Source organism: Cochlodiniinecator piscidefendens (assembly GCF_011326755.1).
Lineage (GTDB): Bacteria > Pseudomonadota > Alphaproteobacteria > Rhodobacterales > Rhodobacteraceae > Cochlodiniinecator > Cochlodiniinecator piscidefendens.
The window spans coordinates 36,178-56,770 of sequence record NZ_JAAOIE010000002.1 but is presented as its reverse complement, the minus strand read 5'-3'; the positions used below and the strand labels follow the sequence as shown (position 1 = coordinate 56,770).

General features: G+C 51.6%; 23 protein-coding genes. 22 read left to right on the top strand and 1 reads right to left on the bottom strand.

The window, feature by feature from the left end; translation table 11 throughout:
* Positions 1-8: 8 nt before the first annotated feature.
* From purS to cysE, 22 genes are all read left to right on the top strand, one after another.
* A complete protein-coding gene (purS, locus tag G9C99_RS05015) occupies positions 9-248 on the top strand; it encodes a phosphoribosylformylglycinamidine synthase subunit PurS (protein ID WP_166416372.1) in 240 nt (79 codons plus the stop codon).
* On the top strand, positions 248-916 hold the full coding sequence (gene purQ, locus G9C99_RS05010) for a phosphoribosylformylglycinamidine synthase subunit PurQ (RefSeq protein ID WP_166416371.1): 669 nt from the start codon (positions 248-250) through the stop codon (positions 914-916). The genes purS and purQ overlap by 1 nt, the downstream gene beginning before the upstream one ends.
* Before the next feature lie 44 nt (positions 917-960).
* The gene (locus G9C99_RS05005; RefSeq protein WP_166416370.1) at positions 961-2,721 is read left to right on the top strand and encodes a sensor histidine kinase; all 1,761 of its coding nucleotides are present in this window, start codon (positions 961-963) and stop codon (positions 2,719-2,721) included.
* A gap of 7 nt (positions 2,722-2,728) precedes the next feature.
* Positions 2,729-4,063, top strand: a complete 1,335-nt coding sequence (locus G9C99_RS05000) for a sigma-54-dependent transcriptional regulator (RefSeq protein WP_166416369.1) — start codon at positions 2,729-2,731, stop codon at positions 4,061-4,063.
* Positions 4,064-4,264: 201 nt separating this feature from the next.
* A complete protein-coding gene (locus tag G9C99_RS04995) occupies positions 4,265-4,606 on the top strand; it encodes a hypothetical protein (protein ID WP_166416368.1) in 342 nt (113 codons plus the stop codon).
* Positions 4,542-5,885 carry a DNA-packaging protein gene (locus G9C99_RS04990; protein ID WP_166416367.1) on the top strand — a complete coding sequence of 448 codons (1,344 nt, stop codon included), beginning with the start codon at positions 4,542-4,544 and terminating at the stop codon, positions 5,883-5,885. The genes G9C99_RS04995 and G9C99_RS04990 overlap by 65 nt, the downstream gene beginning before the upstream one ends.
* Before the next feature lie 94 nt (positions 5,886-5,979).
* On the top strand, positions 5,980-7,155 hold the full coding sequence (locus G9C99_RS04985) for a phage portal protein (protein ID WP_166416366.1): 1,176 nt from the start codon (positions 5,980-5,982) through the stop codon (positions 7,153-7,155).
* Positions 7,152-7,400: a GTA head formation protein, RCAP_rcc01685 family gene (locus G9C99_RS04980; RefSeq protein ID WP_166416365.1), complete on the top strand. Its 249-nt coding sequence runs from the start codon at positions 7,152-7,154 to the stop codon at positions 7,398-7,400. Before G9C99_RS04985 ends, G9C99_RS04980 begins: the two co-directional genes overlap by 4 nt.
* A gap of 9 nt (positions 7,401-7,409) precedes the next feature.
* Positions 7,410-7,988: an HK97 family phage prohead protease gene (locus G9C99_RS04975; protein WP_166416364.1), complete on the top strand. Its 579-nt coding sequence runs from the start codon at positions 7,410-7,412 to the stop codon at positions 7,986-7,988.
* A gap of 24 nt (positions 7,989-8,012) precedes the next feature.
* A complete protein-coding gene (locus G9C99_RS04970; RefSeq protein WP_166416363.1) occupies positions 8,013-9,212 on the top strand; it encodes a phage major capsid protein in 1,200 nt (399 codons plus the stop codon).
* Between the two features lie 168 nt (positions 9,213-9,380).
* Complete coding sequence (locus G9C99_RS04965) at positions 9,381-9,980, top strand: head-tail connector protein (protein WP_166416362.1); 600 nt, start codon at positions 9,381-9,383, stop codon at positions 9,978-9,980.
* Positions 9,977-10,315: a head-tail adaptor protein gene (locus tag G9C99_RS04960; RefSeq protein WP_166416361.1), complete on the top strand. Its 339-nt coding sequence runs from the start codon at positions 9,977-9,979 to the stop codon at positions 10,313-10,315. Before G9C99_RS04965 ends, G9C99_RS04960 begins: the two co-directional genes overlap by 4 nt.
* The gene (locus G9C99_RS04955; RefSeq protein WP_166416360.1) at positions 10,312-10,722 is read left to right on the top strand and encodes a DUF3168 domain-containing protein; all 411 of its coding nucleotides are present in this window, start codon (positions 10,312-10,314) and stop codon (positions 10,720-10,722) included. The genes G9C99_RS04960 and G9C99_RS04955 overlap by 4 nt, the downstream gene beginning before the upstream one ends.
* A 20-nt stretch (positions 10,723-10,742) precedes the next feature.
* A complete protein-coding gene (locus G9C99_RS04950) occupies positions 10,743-11,156 on the top strand; it encodes a phage major tail protein, TP901-1 family (protein WP_166416359.1) in 414 nt (137 codons plus the stop codon).
* Complete coding sequence (locus G9C99_RS04945) at positions 11,156-11,482, top strand: gene transfer agent family protein (RefSeq protein WP_166416358.1); 327 nt, start codon at positions 11,156-11,158, stop codon at positions 11,480-11,482. Before G9C99_RS04950 ends, G9C99_RS04945 begins: the two co-directional genes overlap by 1 nt.
* Positions 11,479-11,688, top strand: coding sequence for a rcc01693 family protein (locus G9C99_RS04940; protein WP_166416357.1), 210 nt, complete (start codon positions 11,479-11,481; stop codon positions 11,686-11,688). Before G9C99_RS04945 ends, G9C99_RS04940 begins: the two co-directional genes overlap by 4 nt.
* Positions 11,675-12,337: a phage tail tape measure protein gene (locus G9C99_RS04935; protein ID WP_166416356.1), complete on the top strand. Its 663-nt coding sequence runs from the start codon at positions 11,675-11,677 to the stop codon at positions 12,335-12,337. Before G9C99_RS04940 ends, G9C99_RS04935 begins: the two co-directional genes overlap by 14 nt.
* A 47-nt stretch (positions 12,338-12,384) precedes the next feature.
* Positions 12,385-13,017: a DUF2460 domain-containing protein gene (locus G9C99_RS04930; RefSeq protein ID WP_166416355.1), complete on the top strand. Its 633-nt coding sequence runs from the start codon at positions 12,385-12,387 to the stop codon at positions 13,015-13,017.
* Positions 13,017-13,919 (top strand): DUF2163 domain-containing protein, encoded by a 903-nt coding sequence (locus tag G9C99_RS04925; protein WP_166416354.1) that lies wholly within the window; start codon positions 13,017-13,019, stop codon positions 13,917-13,919. The genes G9C99_RS04930 and G9C99_RS04925 overlap by 1 nt, the downstream gene beginning before the upstream one ends.
* Before the next feature lie 2 nt (positions 13,920-13,921).
* Positions 13,922-14,371 (top strand): NlpC/P60 family protein, encoded by a 450-nt coding sequence (locus G9C99_RS04920; protein ID WP_166416353.1) that lies wholly within the window; start codon positions 13,922-13,924, stop codon positions 14,369-14,371.
* The gene (locus G9C99_RS04915; RefSeq protein WP_166416352.1) at positions 14,371-18,300 is read left to right on the top strand and encodes a baseplate multidomain protein megatron; all 3,930 of its coding nucleotides are present in this window, start codon (positions 14,371-14,373) and stop codon (positions 18,298-18,300) included. The genes G9C99_RS04920 and G9C99_RS04915 overlap by 1 nt, the downstream gene beginning before the upstream one ends.
* A gap of 113 nt (positions 18,301-18,413) precedes the next feature.
* A complete protein-coding gene (gene cysE, locus G9C99_RS04910) occupies positions 18,414-19,226 on the top strand; it encodes a serine O-acetyltransferase (RefSeq protein WP_166416351.1) in 813 nt (270 codons plus the stop codon).
* 72 nt (positions 19,227-19,298) lie between these two features.
* Here the strand turns inward: cysE and G9C99_RS04905 are convergent, their stop codons facing one another.
* Positions 19,299-20,591, bottom strand: coding sequence for a pyruvate dehydrogenase complex dihydrolipoamide acetyltransferase (locus G9C99_RS04905; protein ID WP_166416350.1), 1,293 nt, complete (start codon positions 20,589-20,591; stop codon positions 19,299-19,301).
* Between the last annotated feature and the right edge of the window lie 2 nt (positions 20,592-20,593).

The following is a 20,593-nucleotide window of genomic DNA, read 5'->3' as shown; positions in this document are numbered from 1 at the left end:
TTGCCCCGATGAAAGCCCGCGTTCATGTAATGTTGAAAAACGGTGTTCTGGACCCACAAGGCGCAGCAGTGCGTCATGCGTTGGGGTCTCTTGGTTTTGATGGCGTCGAAGGTGTACGCCAAGGTAAAGTGATTGAACTGGACCTAGCCGAAACTGATCACGCGAAAGCCGAAGCGCAAGTCACTGAAATGTGTGAGAAACTTCTCGCTAATACAGTGATTGAAAGCTATTCAGTGGAGATCGCGTAATGCGCGCAGCGGTTGTTGTTTTCCCCGGATCAAACTGCGACCGCGATCTTGCGGTAGCATTGAAAGAGGCCGGCGCTGATGTGCAAATGGTCTGGCACAAGGACACGTCATTGCCAGAAGGCATTGATTTCGTCGGCGTTCCAGGCGGGTTTTCCTTTGGTGACTATTTGCGTTGCGGTGCAATCGCAGCCCAAAGCCCTATCTGCCGCTCGGTTGTCGATTTCGCAAACAAAGGCGGTTATGTCTTTGGCGTTTGTAATGGATTTCAGATTTTGGCTGAAACGGGCCTGCTGCCGGGCGCATTGTTGCGCAATGCGGGTTTGAAGTACATCTGCCGTCAGGTTCCTCTGACAGTTCAGACCACTGACAGTGCCTTTACGCAGAATTACACTCAAGGTCAGAGCATCACTGTGCCAATTGCCCACCATGACGGCAATTATAACGCTGATGCAGACACGGTTGCACGCCTTCAGGGCGAAGATCGCGTGGCCTTTACTTATGGTGATAACCCGAATGGTTCCGTTGCGGACATCGCGGGGATCCTCAGCGAAAACCGTCGTGTTCTAGGTATGATGCCGCACCCTGAGCGTGCAGCTGACGAAAACCACGGTGGCACCGACGGAACGGCGCTTTTCCGCGCGCTGGTTGATACAGTTGTATCTGCGTAATCAATACGCTTGAGCGTCAGAGGCAGGCAGCCTAAAATCGGCTTATGTCTGTCTCTGACCCTTTTAACCCAACAACCCCTTCTACGCCTCGGTTATCGTGGCGATTGCGCGCTGTTGTTGGTGTTTTGATTCTGGCCGCTATCACGGTGGTCTGGTTCACGAATTTGCTTTTGACCGAGCGTTTTACCGAAACCACCCGGAATCGGGCAGAGCTGCGGCTTGCGCTATATTCTGGTAACCTGATGAGCGAGTTGCGCCGCAGTGCGATTGTGCCGCAATTACTGGCCCGCGATCCCGCACTGATTGGTGCGCTGAATTCAGGTGATTATTCACAAACAACGCAGCGGTTGATTTCTTTTATCGAAGAAATCGATGCGGCTTCTCTTATGCTCTTGGATGAAGGGGGGCGGGTGGTTGCCGCAACGGATCGCAATGTTATCGGCGCAAACATGCGTAACGAACATTCTTTCATCGAGGCTATTCGGTCAAACGACACAGTTTTCACCACAGGGCAAAATGACGCCGGCGGCAACGTTTTTAATTATTCACGCAAATTAGAAGGCAATGGTCGCGGTATTGGTGTGATCGTTGTCGGTGTGGATTTACGCAAGTTCGAACAATCATGGTCTGGTATTGCGGATGCTGTTTTGGTGACCAGCAGTGAAGGACAGATCATATTAGCCACCGAACCAAGTTGGGTCGGGCTGATGGAAGAGCAAGCGCTTGAGGAAACGTCGCCTCCGTCTGCAATTGGGCGCGCCTTTCAGGCCACCGCTGATTGGACTGTTTTGCCGCCTGACGCATATTTCCAAGGCGAGGCCGTGATGCGGTTGGAAACGCGTATCCCGTTTCAGGGGTGGCGAATGACGTCTTTCACGACTTTTGCATCGGTACGCGAACGTGTGAACGGTGTGCTTGCGCTTGAAATTATGGGGTTTGCCATGCTCTTGGCGCTGACCTTTTATCTTTTGTCGCGGCGGGTTTTACTGAGATCTTTGATTTTTCAGCGAGAGTCTGCCGATCTGCGCGCCTTGAATGCGCGATTGCAGCGGGAAATTGCCGAACGTGAAAAGGTGGAAAAGAACCTCGAAGTTGCCGAACAAACCCTTGCGCAAAGCTCGAAATTAGCCGCCTTGGGGGAGATGTCCGCAGCGGTCAGTCATGAGCTTAATCAACCGCTTGCTGCGATGAAAACCTACCTCGCTGGGGCAAAGTTATTATTGCAACGCAAACGACCAGAGGAGGCCATGGCGTCCTTCCATCGGATCGATGATTTGCTGGGGCGTATGGGGGCCATTACCAAGCAGTTGAAAAGCTATGCACGCAAAGGCGGAGATGCGTTTGAGCCCATAGACGCAAGGCTTGCGGTTAATTCTTCGATTGCAATGATGGAACCCCAGCTTAAGCAGCGACAGGTGTCAGTCGTGACGACATTGCCCCGTGAACCGGTGATTGTGATGGCGGATCGGTTGCGGTTTGAACAGGTGATTATCAACCTGTTTCGCAATGCTTTGGACGCAACCAAAACTGTGGCAGAGCCTGAGATCGAAATTCTACTGTCAGCGGGTGAAACGGCCACATTGATGGTGCGTGACAACGGTAGTGGGATCGAAGACCTCGATAATCTGTTTGAGCCCTTTTATACGACAAAATTGCCCGGTGATGGGGTTGGGCTAGGGCTTGCTATTTCTTCGGGGATCGTGAACGACCTAGGGGGGCGACTGACCGCAAGGAACGCCGCGCAGGGGGCTGTATTTGAAGTTCAGCTTCCCATATTGAATGATGAGACCGAAGCAGCCGAGTGAGGCCCAAATGGCTAAGGCCATGAAAATAGCGATTGTAGACGATGAGCAAGATATGCGCCAATCCATTAGTCAATGGTTGGCCCTGTCTGGATTTGACACTGAAACCTTTGCCAGCGCCGAAGACGCGCTGAAAGGCATTGGCCCGGATTACCCCGGCATTGTGGTATCTGATATTCGGATGCCCGGTATGGATGGTATGCAGTTTTTGAAAAAGCTGATGGGGACCGATAGCACTTTGCCGGTGATTATGATCACGGGGCACGGGGATGTTCCTATGGCTGTTGAGGCCATGCGGGTTGGTGCGTTTGATTTTTTGGAAAAACCATTCAATCCAGACCGTATGACTGAGCTTGCAAAAAAAGCCACGCAATCGCGTCGATTGATGCTGGATGCCCGTGCTTTGCGCAAGGATTTGGGCGGTGGCTCTACGATCATGAAAAAACTGATCGGAACATCCCCAGTGATGGAACGGCTGCGCGAAGATATTTTGGATCTGGGGCAAGCCGATGGTCACGTGTTGATCGAAGGTGAAACTGGAACCGGTAAATCGCTAGCCGCACATGCGTTGCATGCGGTTGGGCCTCGCGCCGGAAAACGCTTTTGTTTGCTGTCCTGTGTTGCCTATGAGGAAGAAACGCTGTTGCGCCGTTTGTTCGGGCCTTCGGATGACGGAAATGAATTACCGTTGGTGGAAGAGGCCCGCGGCGGGACTTTGGTTCTGGAAGATGTTGAAACGTTAAGTGCGACAGCACAGGCGCGAATTCTAAGCTTTATCAATGATCAGGGAAGCCCTGCTGAAACGCGGATCATTGCGATTTCGAATTTGCAAGAGCAGGGCAAAACACTTGAGGATGTGTTGCGGCCAGATTTGTATTACCGATTGGCGGCGATGCGCATTACGCTGCCACCTTTGCGTCAGCGCGGCGAAGATGTGTTGATGTTGTTCAACCGTCTTAGTGATGAATTTGCGGATGAATACGGCTGTGCTGCGCCAGAGGTGAGCGCGCAAGAAGCGGCGCAGCTGTTGCAGGCGCCATGGCCGGGTAACATTCGTCAGCTGATCAATGTCGCGGAACGCGCCGTTTTGCAAAGCCGTCGTGGTACAGGCACTATTGCCAGTTTGTTGATGTCAGAAAATGATCAGGTGCAACCTGTGATGACGACAGAAGGCAAACCGTTGAAGGAATACGTCGAAGCGTTTGAGCGGATGTTGATTGATAACACTATGCGTCGGCACAAAGGGTCCATCGTTAATGTGATGGACGAGTTATGCCTGCCACGTCGGACCTTAAATGAAAAGATGGCCAAATACGGTTTGCAACGCGCAGATTACTTGCATTGAGGACCAAATTGTTAACAGTATCTTACCCCATCGTTTCGGTAAGCTACTGTTAACAAACAGAAAGTGCTTGACGAACCGCACGGTCTGATGTACAACTTGTGTCAAGCTAGAAGAAGTGGGTAAGCGGCCTCGGGATAATCCCGGTGGTCGTTTTTCTGTTTCTGCTCGTGCGGATAGCATGAGAGGCAGGTTGAAAACCAAATGACATTGATCAAGCCCAGTGGGGACTATGAACCGGCGATCGACATGATCTCGGTGACCGCAGAGTTGTACGAATTTTATGTCAACGAATTGCGGGACCTGATCGCCAGATTAAATGCCGGGGAATTTGAGGCCCTAGCAGAGACCAAAAAAATCGAAGTGCAATTGCGGGCAGCGATGAATTCCGCAGTTGCAGAAAGGAAGCGGCTCGATGAAGAAGCGAGAAAAACTGCAGGAGTCGTTCACGACTATGCCATCGACTTCGGCAGTGCCCGAGATGAAATCGGGCGCCGCTTGGCTAAGCTTAGAGCCGCTAGAGGTGCAAACCCAATTTCTGGATGATCTAACTGAGGGAGCGCTACTTGCGCTCCCTTATTTGTTTGAGTTCTGGGCGCATGATCACCAACTGCCACCCGAGGGGGAGTGGCGGACTTGGGTGATTATGGGCGGCCGTGGGGCCGGGAAAACCCGTGCCGGGGCAGAATGGGTGCGCAGCGAAGTGGAAGGTGATTTGCCGCTTGATGCGGGGCGTTCGGCCCGGGTGGCGCTGGTTGGGGAAACCATTGATCAAGTGCGGGACGTGATGATCTTTGGCGACAGCGGGATTTTAGCCTGTTCGCCGCCAGATCGAAAACCAAAATGGGAAGCGACCAAGCGTCGCCTGATTTGGCCAAACGGGGCAATTGCGCAAGTATTTTCGGCCCATGAGCCAGAGAGTTTACGCGGGCCGCAGTTTGATGCGGCTTGGGTTGATGAGCTTGCGAAATGGAAAAAGGGGCAGGATGCCTGGGATATGCTGCAGTTTGGTCTGCGTTTGGGGGATTGCCCACGGCAATGTGTGACCACAACACCAAAGAATGTTCCTGTTTTAAAACAGATATTGGACAATCCATCGACGGTTGTAACCCGTGCACCGACGGAGGCAAATCGCGCGAACCTTGCGCCGTCGTTCTTGGAGGAGGTTCGAAACCGATATGCGGGAACGCGGCTCGGGCGGCAGGAGCTGGATGGCGATTTACTAGAAGACGCCGAAGGTGCGCTGTGGTCGCTTGCGATGCTAGAGCAATGCCGCGTTGAGACCGTGCCTGAATTGGACCGTGTTATCGTAGCTGTAGATCCACCGGTGACGGGGCATGTTGGATCAGACGCCTGTGGTATCATTGTTGCAGGGGTTGTCATGCAGGGTGCGCCCCAAAATTGGACGGCTTATGTTTTACATGACGGAACCGTTTCTGCCGTGTCGCCCACGGAATGGGCAAAACGAGCGCTGGATTTATCAAAGCAACATAATGCGGATAAATTGGTAGCAGAGGTCAATCAAGGTGGGGATCTGGTTGAGACAGTGTTGCGTCAGATTGATCCGCTTGTGCCTTATAAATCTGTGCGGGCGTCGCGTGGTAAGATCGCTAGGGCGGAACCGATTGCAGCGTTGTACGAACAGGGCAGAGTGAAACATGCACGTGGTCTTGGTTCGCTCGAAGATCAAATGGGACAGATCACTTTGCAGGGGTTTACAGGCCAAGGCAGCCCGGACCGCGTTGACGCATTGGTGTGGGCTTTGCATGAGCTGATGGTCGATCCTGCCCAGCATTATCAGCGCCCTCGGATGCGCGAATTGTAATCCAAGTTTGAAATTTTGGCTCGGAGCCTGAGCGGATCGCCTGAGGGGGATGCGCCCATCGGCCCGCCTGTCTGAAACATAAGGAGCGACCTTTATGGTATTTGATTTCTTAAGAAAAAACACCCCAGCCGCACCTGAGCAAAAAGCGTCGGCAGCCGGGCCAGTCATTGCCTATCAGGGGGCGGGACGTGTGGCGTGGAGCCCACGTGATACGGCGTCATTGACCCGTACGGGGTTTTCAGGAAATCCGGTCGGATTTCGCTGCGTCAAACTGATTGCTGAGGCTGCTGCGGCATTGCCTTTGGTCTTGCAGGATCATGAACGTCGATATGATGTGCATCCATTATTGCAACTGGTGCGACGCCCAAACCAAGCGCAGGGGCGTGCTGAGCTGTTCGAAGCGCTGTTTGGGCAGCTGCTGTTGTCTGGGAATGGGTATCTCGAGGCTGTTGCTAATGAGGCAGGCGAAGCGATTGAGTTACATGTTTTAAGATCAGATCGCATGAGTTTGGTTCCGGGAAGTGATGGCTGGCCCGTTGCGTATGATTATACGGTGGCTGGGCGTAAACATCGTTTTGATATGACCGGTGAGTTGCATCCGATTTGCCATATCAAAAGCTTCCACCCACAAGATGACCATTATGGGTTATCGCCAATTCAAGCCGCGGCCAGCGCCATTGATGTTCACAATGCGGCATCACGCTGGTCGAAATCTTTGCTCGATAATGCGGCACGCCCATCTGGTGCGATTGTTTACAAAGGGGCGGATGGTCAGGCGAGCTTAACAGCGGATCAATATGACCGTTTGCAAAACGAAATGGCAAGTCATCACCAAGGTGCTGCAAATGCGGGTCGCCCCATGTTATTGGAGGGCGGATTAGACTGGAAACCCATGGGGTTCTCGCCGTCGGACATGGAATTCCAGAAGACCAAAGAGGCCGCGGCACGCGAAATCGCTGTGGCCTTTGGGGTGCCTCCGATGTTGTTGGGCATTCCGGGTGACGGAACCTACTCCAATTACCAAGAGGCCAATAGGGCTTTTTATCGTTTGACTGTGGTGCCTTTGGTGACGCGTGTGGCGGCAGCGGTTTCTGATTGGTTGTCTCATTATCAAGGCGAGCTATTGGAGTTGAAACCCGATTTGGATCAGGTTCCCGCATTATCAGCGGAGCGTGACAATCAATGGCGCCGGGTGAGCGAAGCAAGCTTTTTAACGGAGTCTGAAAAGCGCGCCATTCTAGGGCTTCCTAAGCTTTCGGAGGACGAATGAGCAGCGCTAAATCTGAGCGCGATGGATCGCGGTTTTTATACGACAGTTTCGATGCAGCACAGGCGCGTATCGAAGCGAATGAAAGGGTGGCAAAGCTTCAGTTTGAGGCATTGGATCATCGTTTAGGGCGCATCGAAAGTATGATTGAGAGATTGGAAAAACGGCTTTGGCTGATGGTTTACGGCGTGGTCGCTGTGATCCTTGTTCAAGGTATTCAATCGCTGCTTGAGATGGGGCCAAGATAGGACATTAACATGAATTTACATCAAGGTATGACCGGGCTTGAAACCAAGTTTTGCCGGCTGGGCGAGGCTGTTCAAGTTACGGATGGCACCGTGATTGAAGGCTATGGATCCCTGTTTGGAAAATGCGATCAGGGGGGCGATATTGTTGCGCCGGGTGCTTATGCCACATCGCTAAAAACCCTTATGAACAAAGGCCACGCCGTAAAAATGCTGTGGCAGCACGATCCAACCCAACCTATCGGGGTTTGGGATGAAGTCCGCGAAGACGATAAAGGCCTATATGTCAAAGGGCGTTTATTGACGGATGTGGTGAAGGGGCGAGAAGCCGCCGCATTGATTGAAGCGGGTGCAATCGATGGTCTGTCGATCGGCTATCGCACAAAAAAAGCCCAAAAGAATGCAAAGGGCCAACGGCTCTTGACGGAATTGGAGCTTTGGGAGGTGTCATTGGTGACGTTCCCGATGCTTCCGGACGCGCGTGTCGATGCCAAAGGGGACACCCATGAGGTCGATGCACTGCGCGAGTTGGCTGATGTGATTAACGATGCACGTCTGTCTCTGGCCCGTGATTCACGTGCGCCTTTTTAACTTCTCTCATTTCAGGAGTTTTTAATGAAACAGTCCAAGGCACATGCCCAGATTGAGATTAAATCGGAGGGAGAACATGCTGTTTCTGCCTCTCATGCCGGGATTGCGGAAGTTAAATCCGCGCTCGCCGGTTTCATGACTGAGATTAACGCAAAGCTTCAAAAACAGGATGGCAAGCTTACTATGTTTGAACGTAAAACAGTATCTAACGGACGCCCGGCGCTTTCAACTGCTGCCGAAATTGAAGTGCCGCACCAGAAGGCTTTTGGATCCTATCTACGCTGTGGCGATGATGATGCGCTTCGTGGTTTGGAATTGGAAGGCAAAGCGATGTCTTCTGCAGTTTCAGCGGACGGTGGATACTTGGTCGATCCACAAACCGCAAACACTGTGAAAAGTGTTTTGAATTCAACCGCGTCTTTGCGTTCAATTGCATCAGTGGTGAATGTTGAGGCCACGTCTTATGATGTGTTGATTGACCGTACTGATGTTGGCGCAGGGTGGGCAAACGAAACGGCGGCATCCGCTGAAACGGATACGCCACAGATTGATCGTATCACCATTCCATTGAATGAACTTTCGGCACTTCCAAAGGCGTCGCAGCGTTTGCTTGATGACGCTGCTTTTGACATTGAAGGCTGGCTCGCGGGTCGTATTGCTGACAAGTTTTCCCGCGCTGAGGCCGCTGCCTTTGTGAATGGGGATGGTATTGATAAGCCGACCGGTTTTCTAACACATACATCTGTTGCTGAAGCCAGCTGGAGCTGGGGTAACCTTGGTTATATTGCGACGGGTGTTGACGGTGATTTTGACGGTGCAAGCCCTGCTGATGCGATTGTTGATCTGGTTTACGCATTGGGTGCGCAATACCGGGCAAATGCAAGCTTTGTGATGAATTCTAAAACCGCCGGCGCCGTGCGTAAAATGAAAGACGCTGATGGTCGTTTTCTATGGTCAGATGGTCTGGCTGCAGGTGAACCTGCACGCCTTATGGGCTACCCGGTTCTTATTGCTGAAGACATGCCTGATATTGCGTCGGATGCGAATGCGGTTGCCTTTGGTGATTTTAACGCAGGCTACACCATTGCCGAGCGCCCTGATTTGCGCGTGCTGCGTGATCCATTCTCAGCGAAACCGCATGTTTTGTTCTATGCGACCAAACGCGTTGGCGGTGATGTCAGTGATTTTGCGGCCATTAAGGTTCTTAAGTTTGCAGTGAGCTAAGGCTCTTTGCAGAGCGGTCGCCAAGATTTGGTGGCCGATTGGACGCGCACAGTTATCCCTGTTGTCTAGCTGCTCCCCCTCCGCCCGAGCGATGGGGTTGTGCGCGTCCTGTTCATGGGCTTGTGGAAAGCCCTACGGGCGGAGACCCGGAGTTTTCGGAGATATACCATGATGTTAATCGAGCAAGCTACAGTGCCCAGCGTGGCGCTTCCTATTGCTGTGTTCAAAGATCATTTACGCCTGTCGCATGGATTTGCGGATGATGGGTTTCAAGACGCATTGCTGGAACAAGTGTTGCGCGCTGCAATGGCGGCGGTTGAAGCCCGTACAGGTAAAGTTTTGATCCAGCGCGGTTTCACGTGGTCTCTTACCGGATGGCGAACATCTGGAGTACAGGCGCTGCCGGTTGCACCTGTTCAGTCTATTACGGCGATGCGCCTGTTCGATCGAATGGATGCTGAAACGATCGTTGATGACGGAACCTATTCTTTGGAAAAGGACAATCAACGACCCAAGGTCAGAGCAACGGGGACAATGTTGCCACGCATCCCTGTGGGCGGCCAGGCCGAGGTCGAGTTCGAAGCTGGATTTGGTCCAAATTGGACAGATGTGCCCGCAGATTTAGGCATGGCCGTTCTATTGCTTGCCACACATTATTATGAAAATCGATCTGCGACCTCGGACACCGATAATGCAATGCCATTTGGAGTGACAGAGTTGATTGCGCGGTATCGTACGGTTCGAATTTTGGGGGGCAGTGCGCTGTGACATCCTTGAAATTAAGCCGAAAACTGGCATTGGAGGAGGCGATCTATACGCCTGACGGTGCCGGAGGATTTAGTGAAAGTTGGTCCGAGTTGGGCGTGCTTTGGGCGGATGTTCGTGCTGGAACCGGGCGTGAGAAGGCAGGTGCAAATCTGACACTTGCGACTGTTCCTTACCGGATCACGGTACGCGGTGCTCCAGAAGGGGCGCCATCACGCCCCAAGCCTGATCAGCGGTTTCGAGAGGGCGACAGGATCTATCGCATTATTGCGGTATCTGATCGCTATCCTGACCAACGCTATTTGATTTGTTTCGCAAAAGAAGAGGTAGCGGCATGAGTTACGGAGTCGGAGCATCGCTCCAGACAGCTATTTACACACATTTGGTTGCGGATACAGCGCTTAGCGCGCTGGTTGGTTCCGCAATCTACGAAACGGTTCCGCCGGGCACGTTGCCCAGCCTTTATGTCAGTTTGGGCGCCGAAGATGTTCGGGACCGTTCTGATGTGACGGCGTCAGGGGCGTTACACAGCATCGTTGTTTCCGTCGTTGCGGAAACCGCAAGTTTTCAAGCCGCAAAAACCGCCGCCGCCGCCGTGAGCGATGCGTTGGTGGATGCGGACCTGAGTTTGGCGCGTGGGCAGCTGGTTTACAGCCGGTTTTATAAGGCGCGCGCGCGCCGCATCGATCCAGGCGATTCACGTCGGATCGATTTGATATTCCACATGCGTGTGGATGACGTTTAACTTAAGCAGGAGTGCAAACCATGGCAGCACAAAATGGCAAAGACTTATTGATCAAAGTGGACCAAACAGGGGATGGTTCATTTCAAACCATCGCAGGTCTACGTGCAACGCGTATCAGCTTTAACGCTGAATCTGTTGACGTCACATCACTTGAGAGCGCAGGCGGTTGGCGCGAACTCTTGGCTGGTGCAGGTGTAAAAACTGCATCTGTTTCTGGTTCAGGCGTTTTCCGTGACGAAGGCACGGACGAACGTGCGCGTCAGGTCTTTTTTGACGGTGAAACCCCAGATTTCCAAATTGTCGTTCCTGACTTTGGCGTGATCGAAGGTCCGTTTCAGATCACCGCAATCGAATACTCCGGTAGCCATAACGGCGAAGCAACCTATGAGTTGTCGTTGGCATCTGCGGGTATTTTGACCTTTACGGCGCTGTAATGACCAACCCTTGGAGGGGCGAGGTGGCCCTGACACTTGATGGGGTGAAGCATGATTGCCGCCTGACATTGGGTGCATTGGCTGAGCTTGAGGCGTCCCTAAAAACGGGGACGCTGATTGAGTTGGTTGAACGCTTTGAAGGGCAGCAGTTCAGCACACGTGATGTTTTAGCGGTTATCGTTGCGGGTTTGCGTGGCGGTGGTTGGTCTGGCGGAGGGCAAGATTTGCTTAGTGCTGAGATCAACGGTGGTCCGCTTGAAGCAGCGCGTGTTGCAGCAGAGCTACTGGTGCGCGCCTTTGCCTTACCAGAAGAGGCGCAAACGTGACCCAGTTTAACTGGTCAGCATTGATGAAAGCAGGGATGCGAGGGGCGGGGTTAAAGCCGGATGAGTTTTGGCAACTGACCCCCGCAGAACTGATGATCATCTTGGGGCAGGACAAAGGTTCTGCCCCCTTAAGTCGCGCGCGGTTGGAAGAGCTTGCGCGCGCTTTCCCTGATAGTACGGAGGAGCCAGAGCATGGCGGACTTTGAAGATATTACCGGTTTGGATACAAGTGTGGATGCGCTTGAAACGTCGATGGGCGCGGCGTCTTCCATGACGGTTGCTTTTGAACATGAGCTGAGCCGCATGTCCGAAACAATGGGACGTACAGGGCGCGAGGTAGGTCAACTGTCCAACGGTGTAAGCCGTGGTTTGAAGCGCGCAATTGATGGATTGGTGTTTGATGGCGGAACGCTGTCGGATGCTTTGGAAACCGTTGCCAAATCGATGGTAAACACAGCCTATTCAATCGCAACGCGCCCTGTGACACAAAATGTTGGTGGCATGATTGCACAAGGGGCCAACAGCTTGCTTGGTGGTTTGTTTCAATTTGAAAACGGCGCGAGCTTTGCCCAAGGGCGTGTGACGCCTTTTGCCAGTGGCGGCGTTGTTGGTTCGCCAACATATTTTCCTATGCGCGGTGGTACAGGATTGATGGGTGAAGCCGGCCCTGAGGCGATTATGCCATTATCACGTGGGCCCGATGGACGTTTGGGCGTTCAATCGCAAGGCGGTGGTCGCCCTGTAAATGTGGTTATGAATATCACCGCCCCAGATGCACAGAGCTTTCAGCGTTCTCAAAGCCAAATCGCCGCCCAGATGGGGCGCGCACTTGGCCGTGGTCAGCGTAACCGCTGATCGCATCAATTTTTCGACAATTAGACGGGCTTTTAGGAGGGAAAACAATGGGTTTTCACGAAGTGAGATTTCCTGCGTCATTGAGTTTTGGGTCTATTGGTGGCCCTGAGCGCCGGACAGATGTGGTGACGTTGGCAAATGGATTTGAGGAGCGCAACACGCCCTGGGCGCATTCGATGCGGCGTTATGATGCCGGATTGGGAATGCGTTCGCTTGATGATGTGGAATTGCTAATTTCCTTCTTTGAAGCCCGTCGCGGTCAATTGTATGGTTTTCGTTGGAAAGATTGGTCTGATTATAAATCGAGTAAAGCTTCTGCGGATGTTCTGTATGATGATCAAATCATTGCTGTTGGTGATGGGGTTACGTCAAATTTCCAAATTGTGAAAACTTATTCACCCACCGAAAACGCATATACGCGTCCAATTACGAAGCCGGTATCAGGAACTGTCGTGGTTGGCGTGTCCGGGGATCAACTTCAGGAAACGCTTGACTACACCATTGATTTTGCGACCGGGCAAATTCAGTTCAATCACCCGCCTGACGAGAACGCCGAAATTACTGCGGGTTTTGAATTTGATGTACCCGTGCGTTTTGATGCGGACCGTATTCATACATCCGTTGCCAGTTTCCAAGCCGGTGATGTGCCAAATGTACCAGTTGTGGAGGTGCGTGTGTAATGGCTCTTTCTCCTGAATTCGAAGAACATCTGTTATCGGGGATCACAACCACATGTCTTTGCTGGGCGCTGGAACGTACCGATGGGATACTGTTGGGGTTTACCGATCATGACGTTGATCTCGCATTTGACGATGTTGTCTTTAAAGCTAATACGGGACTGACGGCCAAGGCGCTTGAGCAAATGTCGGGCCTCGCCGTTGACAACACAGAGGCTGTGGGTGGATTAAGCAGTGCTGCGGTGAGCGAAGCAGATATCCAAGCTGGTCGATATGACAATGCGGCCGTGCGGGCGTGGATTGTGAACTGGGCTGATACGTCTCAACGTCAATTGCAATTTAACGGGACATTAGGCGAGGTCCGTCGTGGTGGCGGTGCGTTTACTGCTGAACTCAGAGGATTGAGTGAAGCCCTAAACCACGCACAAGGCTTTGTATATCAAGCCCCGTGTTCCGCTGTGTTGGGGGATGGTCGGTGTAAATTTGCGTTTGATGTGCCGGGATATGCTGCGGATCTGGATGTTGAAACTGTCGAAAACGCTCGTATTTTTCGATTTGAAAACCTAGCCGGGTTTGACGAACGCTGGTTCGAAGGTGGCAAGTTTATTGTGAAGTCCGGCGAAGCCAATGGGCTGGTTGGATTGATCAAAAATGATCGCACGGTCGATGGCACACGCGTGATTGAGCTTTGGCAGTCAATCGCGGCACCTATTGCGTCTGGCGATCAAATTCGAATGGAAGCGGGGTGCGATAAGTCCGTGACCACCTGTCGCTTGAAATTCAATAACTTTCTGAATTTCAGAGGGTTTCCGCATATTCCAGGTGAAGATTGGTTGATGAGCTACCCTTCAAGGGCAGGAAACTCCAGTAACTCCAGTAACTCAAGTTCGGGGGCGGAGGGGTAATAATGGCTGAATTTATTGGTCAACGCGTAGTCAAAGAGGCACGTGATTGGATCGGGACGCCTTATTTGCATCAAGCTTCGCGTAAACAGGCTGGGACAGATTGTCTTGGGTTGATCCGTGGGATTTGGCGGGCTCTCTACCAATCAGAACCAGAGGTGGTCCCGGCCTATACACCGGATTGGTCTGAAGCCTTTGGTGAAGAAGAATTGTGGCGCGGTGCGCGTCGTCATTTGGTCGAAAAACCAAAGAACGATGCTGCTATCGGTGATGTTCTTTTGTTTCGCATGAGCAATGGAGCGGTGGCAAAACATTTGGGCATTCGCAGTGAACTTGGCTCTGCGCCAAGTTTTATCCACGCTTATTCGAACCATCATGTCGTTGAAAGTCCGCTTTCGAAGCCTTGGGCACGGCGCATTGTGGCGTGCTTTCAATTTCCTGAGGAGATTAAATAATGGCTACTATTTTATTAGGCGCTGTGGGTGCCTCTGTTGGTGGTGCGTTTGGGGGAACTGCCCTTGGGCTGTCCAGTGTTGTTGTTGGCCGTGCAATTGGTGCCACTGTTGGCCGCGCTTTGGACGCGCAAATTATGGGTTCAGGATCTAGCACTGTAGAGGCGGGGCAGGTTGATCGTTTTCGCCTGACAGGCGCGAGCGAAGGGTCTCCTATATCTAATCACTTCGGTCGTATGCGTGTTTCGGGGCAGGTTGTCTGGGCATCAGAATTTGTGGAGACCTCCGAAACATCTGAAACTTCAGGTGGAGGTAAGGGGAGTGGCCCTTCGTCCAAAACGACTGAATATTCATATACGGTAAGTCTCGCCATTGCGCTGTGTGATGGCCCCATTACAAGAGTTGGCCGCATATGGGCGGATGGCGTTGAAATTTCGCGCGATATGTTAAACATGCGGGTCTATTCTGGTGATGAAGAGCAGTTGCCAGATGCAAAAATAGAGGCCGTTCTAGGTGTTGGTGCTGCCCCGGCGTACCGAGGGATTGCATATGTGGTTCTCGAAGATCTTGACCTTGGATTGTTTGGAAACCGCGTTCCACAGTTGAGTTTCGAAATTTTGAAACCCGTTTCTTCCGAGGTGGATGGGTACGAACACCAAATGCCCAACAATGTGCATGGTGTTGCGCTTATTCCGGGTACCGGTGAATACTCATTGGCTACTACCGCGGTGAATTATTCGTCAGGGTTTGGTGTGTCACGTACCGCAAACGTAAATTCACCTTCTGGCAAGACAGATTTTGTTACCGCAACCGAAGCTTTGGACGAGGAACTGCATAACTGTGATGCTGCGTCGCTAGTGGTTTCCTGGTTTGGTGATGATCTGAGATGTGGTGAATGTAACCTTAAGCCGAAGGTGGAACAGGCGGGCGAAGACGGGGAGCAAATGCCGTGGACTGTAACAGGTTTAACACGTGCAACAGCCGATGTTTTGCCGGTGTTGGATAACCGTACTGTGTATGGCGGGACACCCACAGATCAATCTGTAGTGGAAGGTATCGAGCATCTTAATGCGCTGGGTAAACAAGTCATGTTTTACCCGTTCATCTTGATGGAGCAAATTGCTGGTAACGCGCGGCCTAACCCTTGGGCTCCAGATCAGGAGCAGCCACAGCTTCCGTGGAGGGGGCGTATAACCACGTCTTTGGCGCCAGGTGTTGACGGTAGCATTGATGGAACTGCAGCAGCACAAGGTGAAGTCGATGTGTTCTTTGGAGCTGCTTCAGTAAGTGATTTTACTGTGGTTGGAAAAACGGTTTTGTACTCAGGGCCGAATGAATGGTCGTTCCGCCGGTTTATTCTGCACTATGCGTATCTGTGTGTTGCAGCCGGGGGCGTGGATTCATTCTGCATCGGGTCTGAGTTGCGTAGCTTGACGCAAATCCGGGCAGCGGGGAATACCTTTCCAACCGTTGTTGCGCTTAAACAGTTGGCAACTGATGTTCGTACCATTCTGGGAACGAAAACAAAGATCAGCTATGCCTCTGACTGGACCGAGTATTTTGGTTACCATCCCCAGGATGGATCAGGCGATGTATTCTTTCATCTCGATCCATTGTGGTCCGACGACAATATCGACTTTATCGGCATCGATAACTATATGCCGATGTCCGATTGGCGTGATAACTCAGGGCATCTTGATGCAGAGTGGGGTGATATCCACAATTTGGACTATCTCACGTCAAACATTGAGGGTGGTGAAGGCTATGATTGGTATTATCACTCACCCGAGGCAAGAGAAGCGCAAATCCGAACAGACATTAGTGATGGCGCTCACAATGAACCATGGGTGTTTCGGTATAAAGATATCCGAAACTGGTGGGAAAATGCGCACCACAATCGCGTTTCTGGTGTACGTGAAACGGCAAGTACCGATTGGATACCAGGAACGAAACCTATTTGGTTTACTGAAATCGGTTGTGCGGCCATTGATAAAGCGACAAACCAGCCCAATAAGTTCTTGGATAAGAAATCTGTTGAATCCAGTCTGCCACGTTATTCAGATGGGCGACGTGATGAATTGATTCAGCTGCAGTATTTAACTGCACTTTCGACTTATTGGTCCGATCCTGAGAACAACCCAACTTCGGAAGAATTTGGCGTACAGATGATCGACATGAAAAAAGCCCATGTTTGGGCGTGGGATTGTCGACCATATCCGTTCTATCCAAATAATACGGAACTTTGGAGTGATGGCGTCAACTATGCACGGGGACATTGGATTAGCGGTCGTACCTCCGGGCGTACGTTGGCGTCCGTTGTTGCTGAAATCTGCATCGCGGCTGGAGTGACTGATTATGATGTGTCTGAGTTGTTTGGGTACGTGCGTGGCTATTCTGTCGGGTCAGAGCAAACCGCGCGCTCAGCGTTACAACCTCTGATGCTTGCGTTTGGGTTTGATGCATTGGAACGAGACGGCGTTCTCATCTTCAAAAATAGAGACGGGGTAACAGATACATCTGTTGAGCTAGATCACCTTGTTGTCGCGAAAAATGGTGAATCTCTGTTGGAAGCCGAGCGCACACCTGAAGCGGAAGTAGTGGGCCGTTTACGGCTTAATTTCATTGAGGCAGATGGCGATTATCAGACACGTAGCGCAGAAGCTATTTTCCCAGATGAAGAAAGCCGTAGTGTCGCTCAGAGTGAAATTTCTCTCGCAATGACGAATGCAGAGGGGACAGCCACAGTTGAACGCTGGTTGTCAGAAGCCAGGGTTGCTCGAGACAGTGTACGTTTATCGTTACCACCATCTTCTTTGGCATATGGTGTCGGTGACGTTATTTCCATTCCGGAAAATGGTGAGCAAACAACGTTTCGAATTGATCGCGTCGAAAGTGGAGAATATCGAACCCTAGATGCTACTCGGGTTGAAACGGGCGTGTACGAGGCACGTGACATTCTGGACTCGACACCAAACATCCGTGCGTTCGTACCCGCAACGCCGCCATTTCCAGTGTTCTTGGACATTCCGCTTGCGAGCGAAACTGAAAACCCGCATGCACCGTATCTGGCTGTTACGGCTGACCCGTGGCCTGGTTCGGTTGCTGTGTTTAGTTCGCCTACAACAAACGGGTATGGCCTTAACTTGATTGTGCCGAGAGCCAATGCGTTAGGACAAACGTTGTCACCCATGTTTGCAGCGCCAAGTGGGCGTCGTGACAATGGTGCGGCGCTGAGAGTGAAGTTGACAAGTGGATCCATGGTGTCAGCTAATTGGTTTGATGTGTTGAACGGCGCGAACTTTGCCGCGATTGGTGATGGTTCATCGGATAATTGGGAAATCTTTCAGTTCCAGCATGCAACGTTGGTCTCCGAAGATACCTACGATTTGACGGTCCGTCTTCGTGGCCAACTGGGTACTGATGCAATTATGCCTGACACTTGGCCGCCCGGATCTACTATCGTACTGCTTGATGCGTCGCTTCAGCAAATTTCACTGCAACAGAATGCACGTGATTTGGTGCGCCATTATAAGGTTGGTCCAGCGAGTAGAAGCCTTGACGACCCTTCATATGTTTCGAAATCGGAAGCGTTTAAAGGCATTGGGCTGCGGCCATATAGTCCTGTTCACTTGGTCGGAGATATTAATCCTTCCGGCGACAGTGACTTTTCATGGGTTAGGCGTACACGTATTGACGGCGATAGTTGGTCTTCGTTCGAAGTTCCGTTGGGGGAAAGCAATGAAGCATACCTGTTACGCGTGATTGCAGATGGTCAAATAAAACGAGAAGTTATCGTCAATCAGCCTAATTGGGCTTATACCCAAGCCGAGAAAGGTGCTGACGGCGTGACAGGAGGCTATGAGCTGCAAGTTGCTCAGCTTTCGGACCGATTTGGGCCTGGGCCAGCTGCCACACTTGCATTGCAGACGTAACTAATTTCGCGCGCGCTTGGTGGTGCGCGCGATTTTTCCATACTTCTTACTCTTGGCATTTGTCTTTCTCCCGCCTATTTATTGACTAACGGCATGGACGCGGGAGAAAGCACATGGCTGAGGTCAAAGAAAAGATTGTATCAGTTGATCCTGTGTGGGAGCGCATTCGCAATGAAGCAGGCGCAATGATCGCGGAAGAGCCTCTTCTAGGTGGCTTGGTTCATTCTAGCATTCTTCATCATCGTGATATTGAGCATGCGCTTGCTTATCGCGTTTCTTTGAAACTTGCTTCAGGCGAGATGTCTGAACAGATTTTGCGGGAAATCGCGGATGATGCCTATGGGGCAGAGCCTGATTTAGCTCATTCTGCACGTGCGGATTTGGTTGCTGTTCTTGATCGCGATCCCGCGTGCCACCGTCTTATTCAACCTTTGTTATTTTTCAAAGGATACCAAGCCGTTCAAGCCTACCGGATAGGAAATTGGCTATGGAAAACAAATCGCAGAGATTTGGCTTACTTCATTCAGATGCGCGTTTCCGAAGAGTTTGGCATTGATATTCATCCCGGCGCGACGATTGGGAAAGGGATCATGATTGATCACGCTCATTCTATTGTGATTGGGGAAACCGCAATTGTTGGTGACAATGTGTCGATGCTTCATTCTGTTACTTTGGGTGGCACTGGGAAAGAAGACGAAGATCGTCACCCTAAGATTGATGACGGCGTTCTCATCGGCGCGGGCGCTAAAGTGCTTGGAAATATTCGCGTTGGGCATTGTAGCCGGATCGCGGCCGGCTCTGTCGTTTTACAAGAAGTTCCGCCGTGCAAAACAGTCGCGGGTGTACCGGCGAAGATTGTTGGCGAAGCTGGATGTGACCAGCCTGCGCTTACGATGGATCAATTGATCAACAGTACTGGCGGATAAATTTCTCAAATTAAAAAAAAAGGGACCGTGAGTTATCTCACGGTCCCTTTTTTTTTGTGAAAAATTTGAATATCAAGCGAGCATCAACATCGGGTTTTCTAGATTACTTACAATTTCATTGAGAAGTTCTGCGGCCAATGCACCGTCAATCACACGGTGATCGACTGACAGCGTTACAGACATTACCGTTGCAACACTTAAATCCCCATCTGAATTCACGACTGGCTTCTTTTTGCCCGCACCCACCGCTAAGATCGCACCATGTGGAGGATTGATTACCGCGTCGAAATTATCAATTCCAAACATACCTAGATTTGAAATCGCAAAACTGCCGCCCAGATATTCATGAGGCGCAAGCTTGCGGTCGCGGGCGCGAGTGGCCAAATCTTTCATTTCTGCAGAGAGAGCGGAAAGGGATTTCGTATCGGAGTCGCGTAAGACTGGGGTAAATAGCCCGCCTTCGATTGCCACAGCGACTGCAACATCCGAGGCTTCCATCTGCAATACCCGATCTCCAGCCCAAACAGCGTTGGCCGCGGGTACAGATTGTAACGCAAGGGCGCAAGCTTTGATGATGAAATCATTCACGGACAATTTGATTTCACGCGCGGCAAGCTGTTTGTTCAGCTGACTACGGAATGACATTAGATCATCCAAGTGAATATCGCGACGCAGGTAGAAATGCGGCACAGTTTGCTTGGCTTCGGTTAGGCGCGCTGCAATGGTTTTACGCATGCCATCGAGTTGAATTTCTTCGTATTTTCGATCCGCATAAATTTTTGCGATTGCGTCAGAAGAAGGCGTCGCAGTCGGGGTAGGTGCGGTAGAGGTAATTGCACTTTGTTGCACCGCTGCCTCAGCTTTAGGTACAGCAGTCGCGGATTCTACATCGGCTTTGACAATGCGCCCTTTGGGACCTGAACCTGAAATCTGCGTGAGATCCAGACCTTTATCTGCAGCGATACGGCGGGCCAAAGGTGTGGCAAATACCCGTGTGCCGGTTACTGCTGATGGCGCGGGGGTGGTGCCGACCATTGGCGCTGGGGCTGGGGCTTCAGCGGGGAGTTCTGATGCAGTCGGTGTTGGAGCTGCTGTCGAAAGTTTTATATTCGCAGCACTTTCACCATCGTCGAGTAAAACGGCGATCACAGAGTTAACAGCAACATTTGCACTGCCTTCCGCGATCAGAATTTTACCGATGACACCTTCGTCTACCGCTTCGAATTCCATTGTCGCTTTGTCAGTTTCGATTTCTGCAAGTAGATCACCGGCCGAGACTGTGTCGCCTTCATTGACGAGCCACTTTGCAAGTGTGCCCTCCTCCATCGTGGGGGAGAGCGCGGGCATCAGGATTTCTGTTGGCATTG

Excerpts from the sequence above, each read along its gene's own strand:
- G9C99_RS04905 (WP_166416350.1), bottom strand. The coding sequence starts at position 20,591 with ATGCCAACAGAAATCCTGATGCCCGCGCTCTCCCCCACGATGGAGGAG.
- G9C99_RS04995 (WP_166416368.1), top strand. The coding sequence starts at position 4,265 with ATGACATTGATCAAGCCCAGTGGGGACTATGAACCGGCGATCGACATG.
- G9C99_RS04950 (WP_166416359.1), top strand. The coding sequence starts at position 10,743 with ATGGCAGCACAAAATGGCAAAGACTTATTGATCAAAGTGGACCAAACA.
- purS (WP_166416372.1), top strand. The coding sequence starts at position 9 with ATGAAAGCCCGCGTTCATGTAATGTTGAAAAACGGTGTTCTGGACCCA.
- G9C99_RS04935 (WP_166416356.1), top strand. The coding sequence starts at position 11,675 with ATGGCGGACTTTGAAGATATTACCGGTTTGGATACAAGTGTGGATGCG.
- G9C99_RS05000 (WP_166416369.1), top strand. The coding sequence starts at position 2,729 with ATGGCTAAGGCCATGAAAATAGCGATTGTAGACGATGAGCAAGATATG.
- G9C99_RS04985 (WP_166416366.1), top strand. The coding sequence starts at position 5,980 with ATGGTATTTGATTTCTTAAGAAAAAACACCCCAGCCGCACCTGAGCAA.
- G9C99_RS05005 (WP_166416370.1), top strand. The coding sequence starts at position 961 with ATGTCTGTCTCTGACCCTTTTAACCCAACAACCCCTTCTACGCCTCGG.
- G9C99_RS04955 (WP_166416360.1), top strand. The coding sequence starts at position 10,312 with ATGAGTTACGGAGTCGGAGCATCGCTCCAGACAGCTATTTACACACAT.
- G9C99_RS04920 (WP_166416353.1), top strand. The coding sequence starts at position 13,922 with ATGGCTGAATTTATTGGTCAACGCGTAGTCAAAGAGGCACGTGATTGG.
- G9C99_RS04970 (WP_166416363.1), top strand. The coding sequence starts at position 8,013 with ATGAAACAGTCCAAGGCACATGCCCAGATTGAGATTAAATCGGAGGGA.
- cysE (WP_166416351.1), top strand. The coding sequence starts at position 18,414 with ATGGCTGAGGTCAAAGAAAAGATTGTATCAGTTGATCCTGTGTGGGAG.
- G9C99_RS04915 (WP_166416352.1), top strand. The coding sequence starts at position 14,371 with ATGGCTACTATTTTATTAGGCGCTGTGGGTGCCTCTGTTGGTGGTGCG.
- G9C99_RS04975 (WP_166416364.1), top strand. The coding sequence starts at position 7,410 with ATGAATTTACATCAAGGTATGACCGGGCTTGAAACCAAGTTTTGCCGG.
- G9C99_RS04925 (WP_166416354.1), top strand. The coding sequence starts at position 13,017 with ATGGCTCTTTCTCCTGAATTCGAAGAACATCTGTTATCGGGGATCACA.
- G9C99_RS04990 (WP_166416367.1), top strand. The coding sequence starts at position 4,542 with ATGAAATCGGGCGCCGCTTGGCTAAGCTTAGAGCCGCTAGAGGTGCAA.
- G9C99_RS04945 (WP_166416358.1), top strand. The coding sequence starts at position 11,156 with ATGACCAACCCTTGGAGGGGCGAGGTGGCCCTGACACTTGATGGGGTG.
- purQ (WP_166416371.1), top strand. The coding sequence starts at position 248 with ATGCGCGCAGCGGTTGTTGTTTTCCCCGGATCAAACTGCGACCGCGAT.
- G9C99_RS04965 (WP_166416362.1), top strand. The coding sequence starts at position 9,381 with ATGATGTTAATCGAGCAAGCTACAGTGCCCAGCGTGGCGCTTCCTATT.
- G9C99_RS04930 (WP_166416355.1), top strand. The coding sequence starts at position 12,385 with ATGGGTTTTCACGAAGTGAGATTTCCTGCGTCATTGAGTTTTGGGTCT.
- G9C99_RS04980 (WP_166416365.1), top strand. The coding sequence starts at position 7,152 with ATGAGCAGCGCTAAATCTGAGCGCGATGGATCGCGGTTTTTATACGAC.